Source organism: Vibrio sp. 10N.222.52.B7 (assembly GCF_041474275.1).
Classification (GTDB): domain Bacteria; phylum Pseudomonadota; class Gammaproteobacteria; order Enterobacterales; family Vibrionaceae; genus Vibrio; species Vibrio crassostreae_C.
Genome location: NZ_JBFRTU010000082.1, coordinates 22,019 through 36,427, shown reverse-complemented (window position 1 = coordinate 36,427; position 14,409 = coordinate 22,019). Strand labels below are relative to the sequence as shown.

The window sequence follows — 14,409 nt, the reverse complement described above, 5'->3', positions numbered from 1 at the left end:
AGTTTGGCTAAGAAATATTATGTGGTTTGGAAAGGTCGCACACCGGGTATTTTTACCACTTGGAACGAGTGTAAATCCCAAGTCGATGGTTTCGCTGGTGCGAGATATAAATCGTTCCCAACACTAGGCGAGGCTGAGTCTGCTTTCGGTGGTAAAACGTCGTCTGCGTCAGGTTCTACAGCGACAAAGCCAAACTCTGCGGGTAAGGCGACGAAAGCTAAGGTGCCGCCTCTTTCGGAGCAGCAAATCACAGATATGCCTTTTGATATCAAGATCTTTACCGATGGTGCGTGTGAACCAAACCCTGGTGAAGCAGGGACGGGGTTAGCGGTATACCAAAACAACCAATTAACCGAATTGTGGTATGGCTTGTATCAACCTGTTGGTACCAACAATACCGCCGAATTACATGGGCTTAAGCAAGCGTTTATTCTCGCGAAAGAGAAGTTAAACGCGGGCCTCTCTGTTGCGATCTATTGTGATTCTAAGTACTCAATTGATTGTATTACTAAGTGGGCAACGGGTTGGGAGAAAAAGGGCTGGACTAAGTCGGGCGGCGAGATCAAAAACCTCGATATTATTAAGCCTGCGTATGCGCTCTACCAAGAACTGGCTTCAAAAATTACCATCTACCATGTGAACGGTCACGTTGGTATTGAAGGTAACGAATTGGCCGATAGAATGTCGATTGTGGCTATTTCATCGAAAGAGCAACAACTCGCTCAATATCGTGACATCGACGATATTGAGTCTATTTTGGCACTGCGAGCAGGCTAGTTAGGCTTCTTAATGAAAAGCTACTGAAAGCATAAGTCGCGATCATTGGGCAGTGCTAAGTTGAGCGTTACATTTCAAATTGATGTAGCGCTCTTTTGTTTTTGTGGTGCTCCGTTTTCTTATGGTGCATAGTCGTTCTTGTGAGACGCAGCAGCCCTTGCGATGCTTACTGCCTGAGTTCATCCTTATTGAGCAGGGTTCTCTATCCAACGAGATAATTGCTGAGCTTGTTTGATCGAATTAAAACTGTCTTTCACTCTCTCACGTGCCTTTAAACTCATCGATGTTTTATCGTTACTGCTCAGCTGCGCGAAACGCTCAATCGCTTCTCTTAATTCTTCCACGTTTTTTTCGTTAACCACAAAACCTGTCTCTGGTGAGACGATCTCTTTGCATCCCATGATGTTGGTGGTAATGACTGGCGTTCCCACAGCCATCGCTTCTTTTAAAACCAGAGGCCCTGTATCCACACATCCGGTTTCGGAAAAACAGAAGGGCGCGATTAGGCTGTCATAATTCGATAGTTTCTCTTTCACCCATTCATGAGGCTTAGCGCCAAGAAAGGTCACGTTTCGAGTGAGCCCTTGCTCTTTGACCTGTAACTTTAATTGTTGCTCTAAATCGCCAGTACCGATGATATCGAGATGAATGTCGAGAGGTTCGGCAATCGGCGCCAATGCATCAATAAGATGGTGGATACCTTTTTGCTCCACTAATCGGCCAAGGAAAATAAAGCGAAGTTGCTTCGTTTCGGTTTTTGGGTTGAGTTGGAACTGTTTGGTATTAACTCCGCAATGCAGGAGCTTAATGTTTCCTTTCGCCATGGTATTGAAGTCAGCAAGCATGTCTTTACACACTGCAACCACAAAATCACTCGATGAGATTTTATGTTCAATGTCATAAGCGAACTCGTAAACATCATGACCATGAGCAACGAACGAACAGGTGATATTCAGCAGCTTTGCCGCGACGATGGCGTGAGCTGTGGTGTGCTGACAGAAATGCGCATGTACGTGTTCGACGTCGTTTTCCGCGAGTTGCAGCGCTAATTTAAACCCATAAGCGAACAGTGACTTTTTCGGCATGCTGGTTTGCTTAGAAATAAATGAGACAGCCTTGATGAAACCTATCCAGTTAATGCTGGCGACTTTACCCTTCCGAACATTTTTACCTATTTCGACAATGTCGTAGTCGAACTGTTTTTCACTGTTTTCAATTTTGAACGTCATTACACAAACATCGTGCCCACACGCTTTCACAGAGTCGACTTCTGTTTGAATGAAGGTCTCACTGAGTACTGGGTAGGTTGGCGCCACAAATGCTACTTTCTTCATTCCTTACTCCTCAAATCCATATGACTAAAGCTATCAAGCCAAGGTAATAACCAATAAAGCAAGATACGAACCAAGATCGAATCGTAGCTTTGGAGGGCTTTCTGATTGCTTTTCGAAGGTTACCCCTTAAGAGGTAGCTCGTTTTCTCAAATTGATAATCAAATTGGAGTTGCAGTTTTTTTGAACATCTGTGTTTGGTCGTCATTTTGAGAATGGACGCGTAGGTGACTGATATAGAGGTGATTTCATAGCAAGACACTCTCGGCATAGAACATGCAACGTCAGCCATATAACGTATAAATCTGAGGGCGTCATTATGGCTAAAGTAAGTGTTGTTATTCCTACCTACAATTGTTTGGATTACCTGCCGAAAGCGATTGGCAGTGTACTAAAGCAGACTCATCAAGATGTTGAGCTGATTGTCATTGACGATAACAGTAACGATGGAACGTCGACGTATCTTGCTTCTATAGACGATGAACGCATTATTACGTTGTCCACATTGGGTGTTGGTGCGCCTCAAGCGAGAAACCTAGGGATTGACAAGGCGACCGGTGAATACATCGCTTTTTTAGACGCAGACGATTTCTGGTTTCCTGAAAAAATTGAGCGCCAACTCGAATTTCATCAACGTTACCCTGATCTCGCGATGAGCTTTACTAACTACGAGCATCTTACTGAAGATTACCAAGTAATAGTCGACTGCTTTAGTTACTGGTCGCAGTTTCAAGATCAAGATGAGCTGTTCATCAATATCGAGAACCCGTTGGAGTTCATCATAGAAAATAACGTGATTGGAACATCAACGGTCATGGTGAAAGCGGATGTGTTTTCTCAAACAGACAGTTTCAATGCTGACATCAAGTATGGGGAAGATTGGGAACTGTGGCTTCGAATGAGTGAAAACCATCAGATCGGTGTGTTGAACTCGGTGCAGGTTGGCTACTTGATGAGAGCGAGCTCTGTTACCCAAACTGAAAGTCTTAAATTGAGAAATTTGCAGTCTATAGAGACTATTCTTCAACATTACCAAAATGACAGTCAACGATGGAATCTACCCACTTCTAGCTTCAAAATCGCAAAGGCGAGAATACTGGAAGGTTATGCTGACTATTATCGAGGTTTACAACAGAATAGACAGGCTATTGCCTACAGTTTCCGTTCTTTGGTCATGTCACCTCAAAAACGCACATTGCGACACCTAATTGGAGACTGTAAAAGTTTCCTAAAGCCAGCTTGGTAAGGAAAAGGTGACGACTATGGGTTCTTTAAAGCAGTCGGCTTACTACGCCATCGGTATATTAATGATGAAAGGGATTTCATTGGTGATGATCCCGTACATTACGCACAATATGACGTTGGCAGAGTATGGTTCCTTAGAAGCCATTGTCTTGCTGGCAGACATTGGGACGATATTGTTCAGCTTCGGTATTGTCGATGCCATGTATCGTTATGTGGGTGTCGCCGAAGGTGATGAAAAGCAAAAGCTCGTCTCGAACTGCTTCACATTGAGCGTGCTGGTGTGCGTGCTTGGGGGCGCCTTGATTGCCCTCAGTATGCCGTTGTTAATCTTAATGTTGCCAGTTGAATTCCAGCCTTACCAGATACTGCTTCTGCTTATTCCTACCATGCTCGATGGGGCGATTTCTATCCCGCTAACGCTGATGCGTATGAACGCGATGGCGAAACGTTTTTGCATGCTCAATGTGTTGAAAGCCGGTGTTCAAGCCATCATGACTTTTGTTTTGCTTGAGGCTGGATACGGTATAGATGGCGTGTTGATTTCAGCTGCGGTATCCAGTGTGTTGCTAATGGTTTGTTTAGTGCGTTATCAATGGCAAGAGATGGGATCTTTTGGTTGCTTCAAATACTCGGCGAAGATCTTAAAATTCGGACTGCCCGTTCTGGTTGGCGGTGCATCAATGTATATGATCATGGGGCTCGACCGCTGGGTAATGGCAAGCTTCGTCGGTGTCGAAGAACTCGCGATTTATGCGGTTAGCGGAAAGTTCGCGTTGATTCTTGGTCTGTTGTTGCAGCCTTACGCGCTTTGGTGGTTTCCAAACCGTGTGGCGATGCTTCAACAGCCGGGTGGCAGTAAGATGTGTGCCGATAGGGCGTTAGTCGGTGTTAATCTGGCCATTGTATTCGGTTGTTTGATGATCCTTACTGTACCTGGTTTTATTACTTTGATTTTGCCAAGCAGTTATCAATATGCAGGCACGATTGTCGTGGCACTCTTGGCGATTGGTGTGATTAAGAACGCTGGGGATTACCTTAACCTTGGCTGTTTCAGCGGTCACTCAAGCCAATCGCAAATGTGGATACAAGGCGGGTGTGCGATTCTAGCTGCGATTGGTTATTTTGTTGTGACACCGATTTATGGAGTGTGGGGCGTTGTGGTGGTGCTTTGTGGCACTTATGCCGTGAGACTGTCACTGCTCTATATCGTGAGCCAAAAAATGGAGTACTTGCCTTACGAGCATCGTAAATGGATGACAGCGCTGAGTATCGCCATACTTGCCATCATTAGTGATCGAGTTCTTGGCTTGGTGCTGGTTGATGTTCATGATTTTGTTTTAGGCAGTTTTGTGGCGATAGTGACGTTAGTGGCCTTCATTCGATACTCTGTTATCCCAGTTCCACAGGCGCTGCTTGATAAGTTTACGTTAGGCAAGCATTCACATGTGAGTTGAATTCATGTCATCCAAGCTCTGGGCTTTCTAATCGGCATTCTTAGATATCATAATTCCTGACAATAAAACACTGTTCATAATACTTCTGATTAGATAGTATTTATAAATTCAGTGAATATTAACGATGGAAAGATATATGAATAAGTGGATGCTGCTCCTTTCTCTGTTTTCAGCTGCCTCATACAGCGCCTCTGAGTTTTCAAGTGAGGGTATTACTGCTCCCGACTTCAATTCACCGGATTTCAAGCCGCCTGAAGTTTCCCAACAGGAGCAACACAATATCGTTTGTGAAAGTGTCGTTTGTAATTCAATCTCGCGATCGCAGCCAGTTCCTGAATTGGGCGAAGTACCGGATAGAGAGCCGAATAAAACATTAGAAACGATAGCGAGTGCGATTTTCATCGCGGGCGAAATTGGTATTGCAGAGAATTTGATTGAACCAGACGAAGAGCATTATATTGTCGAGTAATGGTTAATTAAAATGGCGGCATGTGAAGCGGTAAATACAGAGCTTTCTGCATTCGTTCATTGATTAAATATTTACGAAGTTTTTAACAAGGACGAAAAATGGAAATCTGGAAGTTAATGCTATTCATCCCCGCTTGTTTTGCGCTCAACATGACTCCGGGACCAAACAATTTGTTATCAATGAACAACGCCCGTTGTTACGGATTTCAGGCCGCCTTTGTCGCAGGCCTAGGAAGAATCCTCGCTTTTTCTGGCATGATTGCTTTGGCTGCATCTGGCTTAGCGGTTGTGCTTTATACTTCTGAAACGCTGTTTTTCCTGATCAAACTATTTGGCGCGATGTATCTGTTGTGGATCGCGTTCAACCTATGGCGCTCACACGCCAGTCCGGTCGTGGATATCGAACGAAATAAGAATTGGTTTGGTCTGTTTAAACAAGAATTTGCACTCGCTGCTGGCAATCCAAAAGCGATACTCATTTTCACTGCATTCCTTCCTCAATTTGTCGATGTTTCAGCGAACGTAAATACTCAATTCTTTGTTTTAGGTAGCACCTTTCTAGTGTTAGAAATGCTCGCGATATCGATCTACGCGGCATTTGGCTTATACCTCAGAAACTGGTTCTCTAAGCCACAAATGGCAAAACGTTTTAACAAAGCGTGCTCGGTTTTTCTTGCGTTATCTGGCGCAAATTTGTTGGTTATTCGACAGTAAAACATAAGTAACCTAATCTACTCCTCAGGCGTTAGTTAAGTGGCATCTTCGTTAAGGTACTTCGTAAGCCTTTAGGCTGTTGATATATTATTAATAGCACCTTTGAGTTTGCATGCTTAAACTTGAGGTTCGGTTTAAATGAGGTCTATCTATGAATGTTGTTTGTGCGGAAAAACAAGAACTGGCTGATATCTACCAGCTTGAACATGCTTTGTTTGGCGCTCACGCCTATCCGCTGTTTTTCTTTCGTCAGGCCTTTGATTGCTGGGGAAAAGGTTTATTGGTTGCTAAGCAAGACTCAAAGATTGCTGGCTATGCCTTAACGACAACCACAGACAAGCAGAATGAGTTTTGGGTCCTATCATTGGCTGTAGACCAGAATTATCGTTGCATGGGAGTTGGCCGGAAACTGATGCAACAGGCGGTTGAGCAGTTGCCTCGAGATGCTAGGCTTTTGCTCACTGTAGACCCAAATAACACATCGGCTCGTGCGCTTTATGCATCGATGGGGTTCGTTACCATCAAGCAAGAAGACAACTACTTTGGTGATGATGAGCCGAGGTTAGTGATGAAGCTCATCATCTAGATTGTTGCTAACGGTTTTTAACAAAGGCGCTTAACTAAATCAAAGGCTCACACTTCAAAGACAATCTCGTAGCTCTAGGTTAGCATCACGATACCGTGCATTAACACGACACTAGAGGTCAGCCGAGTCCTCATATCAAAGTAGCCATCAGGACCTTGGCTCTGGTTCTCTTCTCTCATCGTCCTTTCAGCTCGCCAAACCGCAATATAACCAAAGATGAGAATCAGAGTTGTCACTAGCTCTTTTTGTTCGCCAAGCAATACTGCCAGCCAAGCGATGAGCACAATCGCGTTGCTTATTAGCAGTGCTTTGTTACTTGATTGGCTTTCAAAGTTTTCGATGCCATTTGCCCACAAGATCCCTGAAAGAAAACTCAAAATTGCCACGCTGTAGGTGATGAACAGCGTTTCACCGCTTATCCCCATAAATTGGCTGTCGGTGAGCGAAAGGAGAAGACCGAATAAAAACGGAATTAACCCCATGTACCCCAGTTTGGCCATGGTGTTACGGGTTTGAGTTGTTGCCATGTAATCCGCCTTCATAACTGCTGCTCAATCGCGTTTTTGAGCGTGGCACTCACTGGAGATGTGGAGCTAGGGAAGGTGGCGACGACTTTACCTTCTTTACTGATCAAGAATTTGTAAAAGTTCCATTTAGGCGTTACGCCCGCTTGCTGTTGTATCTCTGTAAACACGGGGTTGGCGTTGCTACCAGACAGTGAAGCTCGCGCCATCATTGGGAAGGTCACGCCATAGTCTAGGTAACAAACCTTTGCCGCCTTCTCTTCGCTTCCCTTGTCTTGGCGAAAATCATTACTTGGGAAACCGATAACCGTGAAGCCTTGGTCTTTGTAGGTTTGATGAAGTTGCTCGAGTTGCTCAAACTGCGGAGTGAAGCCACATTGGCTCGCTGTATTTACCACCAATAGAGTTTTGCCTTGAAACTCATCGCACAAGGCGATTTCTTCGGTTGAGTTTAACAAGCGCTGTTTGCCATTAAGTATTTCGGGACAGCTCGCTGCAAAGGCGATGGAACTCGTGAGGCTTGTAATCAGTGCGGTTGAGCAAAGTAGTGAACATTTCATAGGGTTGGCTCATTTTAGTTGGCGTAATGGTTATTACTCTTGAGCACGATGAAATGATCACTTTGCGTATTATTTACTGTCTCATTAACTCGCGCTTTTAGTTGTGCTTTTGCTCTCTGAGATAAGATATGGAGCGACCAAGCGACTGATATTCACTTTTGCACCAAGGCGAGCCGCTAATAGATACATGCCACCAATTTTTCGGTGCAGGAACAGCGCATCGGCGGGCGGCGTATGCCAATACTCTTGTTCCATGCTCAAAATGGTGCCTGCTTCACGAAGCCTTTGTGTCAATCCACTGGCTTTGAAGTCGTACTCTTCGTCAACTAACATCGGCTCACAGGCCATCTTCACTAGATTTAGAATCGCTTGGCGTTGTTCGGGAAGAATTGTCTCGCTAAAGAATCCTATTTGCTCTAAAGCTCGGTTGAGCACTTGCTCATCGTTGTTAATGACAGAGGAAAAGGCCAAGCGATAACCCTCGCTGAAGCGGTCACTGTACTCACGGGTTGCTCCGAAATCTAATAAGCCAATTTGTCGGGTGTTTTCAACATAAAGGTAGTTGGCGAAATTGGGATCGGTTTGCACCATCTTAAAATCGAACAACTCTCTGAACAGAAGCTCCAGTAAGCTGTGCATTACAAAGTCACGTGTGCATTGGTCGTAACTTTCGATTTGCTCTATTGAGACGCCCTCAATGAAGTCCATGGCGAGCACCGATTCTGAAGAGACTTGCGGATGAATCTTAGGTACGACGAAGTGAGAGTATTCTTTCAATGCATCATGGTAACGAGTTGCGTAATCAGCTTCGCGAGCATAGTCTGCTTCATCGTGGAGCTGTTTCTTTGCCTCTTCTAACAAGCCTTTGTAGTCGACCGACTTTGGTATCAAGCCAACAATATTGAGCAGCGTGCCCACGTTATCTACATCACTGTCGATACTTTTTCTAATGCCGGGGTATTGGACTTTGACTGCGAGTTTGTCCCCAGCATCACTATAGGCTTGGTGAACTTGTCCGATAGATGCACTGGCGATCGGTTTAAAATTGAAGGACAGGAATTCGGTTTTCCAATGGTTCCCGAGCGAGCTTTCTAACACTTGATTGAGCTGTTTTGTTGGCAGTGGATCGGCATCGGAGCGCAGGCGAGAGAGAATGTCGGCTAACTCTGGTTCTAAGACATCACCCGCATCCATTGATAGCATCTGTCCTAACTTCATAGCCGCACCGCGCAGGTGTGCGAGTTGATCGGTCAGGCGAGCAATGTTTTGTGGCGTTAACAGTAAGTCTTTTGCTTTGGGCCTGTTGCCTTGTGCAATTTGTTTGGTGCCTTCCGTTAGCACGTTACCCGCGACTCTTGTCGCCAACGAAGCGAACTTACTGAATCTAGAAATTCGATGTGTGGGAAGGTTTCTCTCTTTTGCCGACATAAAGGTTCTCTCTGGGAATCAGGGTTGATACCAATCGTAGTAAATAACTGTTCACCCTAGCTTGTTAAAAATCTCGATAAAGTCGTTAGATTTTTTGATTGTAGAATAACTACTTATCTAAACTTCTTGTCGAAAAGAGCCGCCTTGTTCTCAAGCTTTTTTCCTGCGCTATTTCTTCACACTTACCTACTGTGGTTGGTATGACTACAAAGTTCTATCAATCATTACACAACCGTATGTTTTGTTGTGCTAACTTGTCGCGTGGAACAGTAAACAGAATTAAAAGGACAAAGCATGAAATTTATTTGGTTGAAAGTGGCCGTTACGGTATTGGTGTTCGCAGCCCTATTTGGCATCGTTTACTACAAAGTCGCCAGCGGCATGTCTTAACTCAACACTATTTTGTGCAGCTGTTACCGTTGCAACGTGATTTTCCGGTTAGCCAAAACGAAATCTTATATCGTTTTTTGGCAAACCGTAGATAACACCAATCTGCCATTGGCTTAAAAATCGCCCAACGTAACGGGGCATACAGCCAACCCTTTCCTACTAGCTTCCACGCTTGGTAAGTCACGTCTAAACCGAGCAGCAGCTTTCCGTTTTCGTCCAGTGCATGCAAGATTGTATTGGCTGCCTCGGCATCTATTTGCGGGTAGTTTGAAAACGCTTCACTGTAGATATCGACGGTCTGGATCTGATCTTTGGAATCAGACTTAGTCAGTGCTGCCATCTCTTTTGCACAAAGTGGACAGGTTCCATCGTAAAATATCGTTAATGCAGTCATTGTTTTCCTTACTATTTTCGTCAATTCTCATTGATACGACATCACCATTTAGGTGGATCATTCTGCCCAGTTATCCGACACTGTTATTGTGACAACCAATTTACAGTATCATCTCGAGGTAACATCCGTTCCATGCATTTAAAAAATAAGAGCCTATCTCCAATGACAACAAAGTTAATGAACCGTTTGATTATAGCTGTGACAGCCCTGATGCTCAGTGGTTGTGTTAGCTACAGCATTACCGAGCAAGAAATGACGAAGTACCTTGAAGACTCAGTGATGCTAGAACAAGAGGTTGGTGTACAAAGTGTGATGTACGCACAAGTGGCTGTGGATGATCTAGAAGTGCAAATTGGTCGAGCCGATGCACAACGCGTGTCCGTGTTGGCGAATACCAATGCAAAAGTTCAAGTGTTCAATATGCCTAATATGGGGTTGGATTTAGACTTAGAGTTCAGCGCGATTCCCGAATACGACAAGGAGAGTGGCGAGGTGTATCTAAAGTCGCTGCGACTAGAGCGCTTTGAAGAAAAAGGCAAACAGCTTTCGCCTGAAATAGAGACACTACTCAAACCAGCTGTATCGATGATAGGTTTTGCTTTGTCCCAGTCTGCGGTTTACAAACTCGACAGCAACAAGGTTCAAGAGTCGTTGATTAAGTCATCGGAACCCAATCTAGTGATTAAAGACAATAAATTGGTTATCGAATTGTTTGATTAGAGGCTTGTTGTATTAAAGGTTGACTAGTTTTTGCCTGAGTACGGAGTAACTTGTTATTGTGTACTCGGGCTGAGGTTAATTCACTCTTCTGATTGTTGTTCGATAAAAGCCATTAACCAGCAACTTATTTGGTGCTAGGGCATTCAGTCGAGATGTCTCCAAACTTTTGTTTATGAACATTGATTGTCAGATCACTCGGTTTACTCCAATCGATGATTAACTTAAAAACATGTCGTAATCAGAATTTGGCCATTCTGGGATTGGGTCAACGTTATCAAAGCGATGCTTAATCAAAGTAACAAGCACTTCAATGCTGATGTGTTCCCACGCCAGTAAAAGATCTGCATTACGGTATTTATCTAAGAATAACTTCAAAGTCATTCCAACCATATTGTGTGTTGATGGGCATGCCATATTGGATCGCAGTTGGAGCAATGGTTACCAAGGCCGTCATCTGGCTTTTCGGCATGTCGAACAAGAATAATTCGTTGTACTTGATCGTTACTTGTTTTTTCTGCTTCCGCAGTCGCAGTATTACAAGCCATACCTAAGAGTATCGCCAAGAATATTTTTACTTTCATTTTTTACTCGAAATTTATTTAGCACTCCTGCAAGGTTAATAACGATATTTTCCTTAATATCATTTGTACGTGTGTTTAATTTAGAACTCGAATTTTGCTTTTAGGGCAAATACCACATCGGTTTTATTCTGGATTAAATTGATGTTGTCGAAGCCATTGGTCAGATCAACCGCGGTGTGATTCAGAACTTGCACACTTGGAGACATTTGCAGCCATGGTGTGATTTGAGCTCGGTAATACGCTTCAGTTGTATATTGGTCGTCTAAGTCCAACCCTTGCGTTGTGCTCTCCATTGGGCTTGCCCAGTTAACTGCCAGTCCAAACATGTCTTGGTTTCTCTGTGCAGGAATGTAACCAAAGCCGGCGCTTACTGAGGCGTCATACATGGCTCCGCCATCTTGAGCCCATCCAGCCCTAATGAAAGGCAACCAACGTTCAGCCACTAAACCTGATAGAGACAGGTTGATACCGTAACCTTCATCATCGTTTCCAACTGCGTCACGCTGCCATAGGCTGATATGAGCATTGCTGATGAACAGCATATCTTTACTTGGTGTCCAACCGAGTTCTAAGCTTTTCCAAGTGGCCCCTGTGTCAAAGAGCTCTTTGGCTCCTTCAACTAAGTCAGAAGCGTTGCCTTTAGCATCAAGAATACTGGCCGAGCCATAAATGCTATCTGAGAAAAAACCGCCGGCCATAACACCCAGTGCACCATCAGGCAATCCACCAATCGTTCCACTTCCGGAAGTAAACACACCACTGTTGAAGTCATTCCATGGGCTAGCTAACGCATAAAAATCGGTGTAATCCGTCATGTCTAAGAAACCGGCGTAAACCACCATCTGTTCTTGCAGTAGAGATTGACGCCAAAATAAATGAGTGGTTCTAAAGCCTTGATCACCATATAAGGAGTGAGCAAAACCTAAGTAACCGAGATCGGCCAAACCGTATTCTTTCGGGGAGTTTTCTGTGTATTTATGTCGATGCTCAAACTTGAATACAATTCCGCCTTTGTCTCCATCTTCTGTCTCTATAAGATCCCATTGACCAAAGACTCTTAATGCTCCTGCCGCAGCAGATGCATCCCCAAGAGGATCAATCGCTCCCATACTCAGCATGTTGTAATCCATGCCCAACTGTAAGCCATGCTCTTTTTGAAGGTTTTGCTTGGTTTCATTCCATGAATCGTAATGTGAACGCGAAGTCGAGGACTCTACTGACATTACTTCAGCGGTTGTTGCCCCTGATGCCAATATCAGAGCAATCGTTGACATATTCAAAAGATGTTTCATTTTAACCTCTTAGTAATTACGACTCAGCTTGGTTAATCAAATACGCTGAGTGCAAAAATAATGATGTATCTACTTTAGGATTGGATGACTGAACTTGATTGTTACTTCGCCATAAGTGTTCTCAACTCTAAGCTCTCCCCAGCGAGATTTATCTTGTGATAAAGGTGTTGCTAGACGGAGTGTTGTTTTCAAGGTGCTGCTTTCAAGATCGCCGTCGATATATGTGTATTCCGGATTGAAGGTGAAAAAAGTGCCATCGTCGCCAGTTTTTAACGTTCAGGAATGCCGCAGCAGTACCACCAATCGCGGTTTGGTTGTTGATGCCAAATCCACCGCTTTGGATAAAGTCTTCTTTGTATTCGTATCGGTATTTCACATAGGTTGTTTAGATAAGCCGGAATGATATAAACGTTTAATGGAAACTCAGAATTGCTATTGTCTGACGTGATCAGACAAACTATTTGAACCTTGTTGGTTTTTTTTGAGGTGGAAGTCGTAACCTATGCATGTTCTGTCTATACTCATCACGTCAAAGTGATTGATTTGACAGTAATAAAGCATTATTTGAATATTGGAGTCATCTATGAATTTCAGCCTCGAGCAACTCTCCACCTTTGTGACGGTTTACGAGCAAAAATCTTTTAGCAAGGCTGCCGCTAAGCTAGATAAACACCGTAGTACCATCGGGCAAGTTGTTGTCAATTTAGAGGATATTCTTGATGTCGCACTCTTTGAGCGCAAAGGTCGCAGTGTTGAAGCAACACAAGAAGGTAAATTACTTTACCGCTATGCCAAGCAAGCCGTTGAGCAGCTAAAAGCCTTTGATAAAATAGCGCTCAACATCTCCCAAGGCGAACCAGAAACCATCAATATCGGTTATCTAAGCTTTATGCCACAGCTCATTTTGGCTGATATCAGAATGCAATTACAAAAAGACTTTCCAGGTTGTCGAGTCAATATGCTGGTCATGAATAAAAAGGAGATTGAGCAGGGGATTGAAGATGGGACACTGCACTTCGGTTTTTTGAATACTCATGAGAGTAGGGCGATGAATAGCTTTCACGCGGTTTACCTAGAAACCCTTACGCTGCTCCCATTCGCAAGTAAAGGCAGTGAACTGAGTAAAACGCCACCAAACGAACTGTTCTCTAAGTTAAAAATATCTAAGCAGTTAATCTTGAAATCATTAATCGATGAAGGGATGGCAGATAAAGTCACCCTTTCTGCTAACTATGAGCTTGTTGACCAACTTGCGCTTGTGATCCAATTGGTTCGGCTAGACTTAGGTTGGGCGTTACTTCCTCGCTCTGTTATTTACTCTGAATTTGTGCAGCAGAATTTAGTTGAGCTCAAGCCTACTGAGATTAAAAAAGGTTTAGAGGTTCCCATTTCTTTATGGAGCCCACATTCTTTACATATTGAAGGGATAAGGGAATCTATCGTTACTGCTGCTAATGAATACATCCAACACGTTTATGATGAATACTTCTAACTTGGGTTTATTAGATGAAAAAACAGCCAGTAAAAATCACTGGCTGTTATGAGGGCATATTAGTGCGCGTTAGGTAGATCGTCTCCAATCGCTTGTCGTAACTTCATCAGTTTCGTTCTTTGCCAGATATTCGTCCTTGATATCTGAATCTCGAACTCTTGATGTTCATCACAAAAGATCGCTGATGGCAATTGGTCATAACTTCCGATCAAATCATCAACTTGCACCTGAGACAAATTGGCGACATCTACGCCGACTTCGCTTACATATGAGGCCAGTTTACTCTCCTGAACTAACGTTGGCGCTTTCGGTTCTTTGACAGATATTTGTTGTCCTGTTTGTTTAAAACTAGACACATCAAATCCCATATCATCGATGCTAGTTGCACTTGTCGTTCCTGAAAACGAACCCGTGAGTAGCAATGCACATATAGCCTTTTTGATCATGATTACC

General features: G+C 43.8%; 16 protein-coding genes. 8 read left to right on the top strand and 8 right to left on the bottom strand.

Annotation, left to right across the window (positions count from 1 at the left end):
• Positions 1 to 3 precede the first annotated feature (3 nt).
• The gene (locus tag AB4512_RS18945; protein ID WP_372111813.1) at positions 4 to 777 is read left to right on the top strand and encodes a viroplasmin family protein; all 774 of its coding nucleotides are present in this window, start codon (positions 4 to 6) and stop codon (positions 775 to 777) included.
• Between the two features lie 185 nt (positions 778 to 962).
• Here the strand turns inward: AB4512_RS18945 and AB4512_RS18940 are convergent, their stop codons facing one another.
• Entirely contained in the window at positions 963 to 2,111 is a 1,149-nt protein-coding gene (locus tag AB4512_RS18940) for a glycosyltransferase family 4 protein (RefSeq protein ID WP_372111811.1), read from the bottom strand.
• A gap of 316 nt (positions 2,112 to 2,427) precedes the next feature.
• Here AB4512_RS18940 and AB4512_RS18935 point away from each other — a divergent pair, with 316 nt between their 5' ends.
• The 5 genes from AB4512_RS18935 to AB4512_RS18915 all read left to right on the top strand — a co-directional run bounded on the left by AB4512_RS18935 (position 2,428) and on the right by AB4512_RS18915 (position 6,575).
• Entirely contained in the window at positions 2,428 to 3,354 is a 927-nt protein-coding gene (locus AB4512_RS18935) for a glycosyltransferase family 2 protein (protein ID WP_372111809.1), read from the top strand.
• A gap of 16 nt (positions 3,355 to 3,370) precedes the next feature.
• Positions 3,371 to 4,807, top strand: a complete 1,437-nt coding sequence (locus AB4512_RS18930) for a lipopolysaccharide biosynthesis protein (RefSeq protein WP_017062217.1) — start codon at positions 3,371 to 3,373, stop codon at positions 4,805 to 4,807.
• Positions 4,808 to 4,943: 136 nt separating this feature from the next.
• Positions 4,944 to 5,276, top strand: coding sequence for a hypothetical protein (locus AB4512_RS18925; protein WP_017062216.1), 333 nt, complete (start codon positions 4,944 to 4,946; stop codon positions 5,274 to 5,276).
• 98 nt (positions 5,277 to 5,374) lie between these two features.
• A complete protein-coding gene (locus AB4512_RS18920; RefSeq protein WP_017070275.1) occupies positions 5,375 to 5,989 on the top strand; it encodes a LysE family translocator in 615 nt (204 codons plus the stop codon).
• A gap of 151 nt (positions 5,990 to 6,140) precedes the next feature.
• A complete protein-coding gene (locus AB4512_RS18915) occupies positions 6,141 to 6,575 on the top strand; it encodes a GNAT family N-acetyltransferase (protein WP_372175348.1) in 435 nt (144 codons plus the stop codon).
• Between the two features lie 74 nt (positions 6,576 to 6,649).
• Here AB4512_RS18915 and AB4512_RS18910 read toward each other — a convergent pair whose 3' ends face one another.
• The 4 genes from AB4512_RS18910 to AB4512_RS18895 all read right to left on the bottom strand — a co-directional run bounded on the left by AB4512_RS18910 (position 6,650) and on the right by AB4512_RS18895 (position 9,871).
• Complete coding sequence (locus tag AB4512_RS18910; RefSeq protein WP_017062213.1) at positions 6,650 to 7,117, bottom strand: DUF3429 domain-containing protein; 468 nt, start codon at positions 7,115 to 7,117, stop codon at positions 6,650 to 6,652.
• Positions 7,114 to 7,659 (bottom strand): glutathione peroxidase, encoded by a 546-nt coding sequence (locus AB4512_RS18905; protein ID WP_102393681.1) that lies wholly within the window; start codon positions 7,657 to 7,659, stop codon positions 7,114 to 7,116. The genes AB4512_RS18910 and AB4512_RS18905 overlap by 4 nt, the downstream gene beginning before the upstream one ends.
• Positions 7,660 to 7,743: 84 nt before the next feature.
• The gene (locus AB4512_RS18900; RefSeq protein WP_372175347.1) at positions 7,744 to 9,087 is read right to left on the bottom strand and encodes an ABC1 kinase family protein; all 1,344 of its coding nucleotides are present in this window, start codon (positions 9,085 to 9,087) and stop codon (positions 7,744 to 7,746) included.
• Positions 9,088 to 9,484: 397 nt separating this feature from the next.
• On the bottom strand, positions 9,485 to 9,871 hold the full coding sequence (locus AB4512_RS18895) for a thiol-disulfide oxidoreductase DCC family protein (RefSeq protein ID WP_136982850.1): 387 nt from the start codon (positions 9,869 to 9,871) through the stop codon (positions 9,485 to 9,487).
• Positions 9,872 to 10,033: 162 nt separating this feature from the next.
• On the opposite strand from AB4512_RS18895, the gene AB4512_RS18890 reads away from it, so the two are divergent.
• Complete coding sequence (locus tag AB4512_RS18890) at positions 10,034 to 10,591, top strand: DUF1439 domain-containing protein (protein ID WP_372175346.1); 558 nt, start codon at positions 10,034 to 10,036, stop codon at positions 10,589 to 10,591.
• 216 nt (positions 10,592 to 10,807) lie between these two features.
• Here the strand turns inward: AB4512_RS18890 and AB4512_RS18885 are convergent, their stop codons facing one another.
• Together AB4512_RS18885 and AB4512_RS18880 are read right to left on the bottom strand one after the other, a co-directional pair.
• A complete protein-coding gene (locus tag AB4512_RS18885) occupies positions 10,808 to 10,966 on the bottom strand; it encodes a hypothetical protein (RefSeq protein WP_372050963.1) in 159 nt (52 codons plus the stop codon).
• A 286-nt stretch (positions 10,967 to 11,252) separates the two neighbouring features.
• On the bottom strand, positions 11,253 to 12,464 hold the full coding sequence (locus tag AB4512_RS18880; protein WP_372175345.1) for a carbohydrate porin: 1,212 nt from the start codon (positions 12,462 to 12,464) through the stop codon (positions 11,253 to 11,255).
• 583 nt (positions 12,465 to 13,047) lie between these two features.
• Between AB4512_RS18880 and AB4512_RS18875 the strand changes: the two genes are divergently transcribed.
• Positions 13,048 to 13,956 carry a LysR family transcriptional regulator gene (locus AB4512_RS18875; RefSeq protein ID WP_017039121.1) on the top strand — a complete coding sequence of 303 codons (909 nt, stop codon included), beginning with the start codon at positions 13,048 to 13,050 and terminating at the stop codon, positions 13,954 to 13,956.
• A 59-nt stretch (positions 13,957 to 14,015) separates the two neighbouring features.
• Here the strand turns inward: AB4512_RS18875 and AB4512_RS18870 are convergent, their stop codons facing one another.
• Positions 14,016 to 14,402, bottom strand: a complete 387-nt coding sequence (locus AB4512_RS18870) for a hypothetical protein (RefSeq protein ID WP_017071821.1) — start codon at positions 14,400 to 14,402, stop codon at positions 14,016 to 14,018.
• Positions 14,403 to 14,409: the final 7 nt, after the last annotated feature.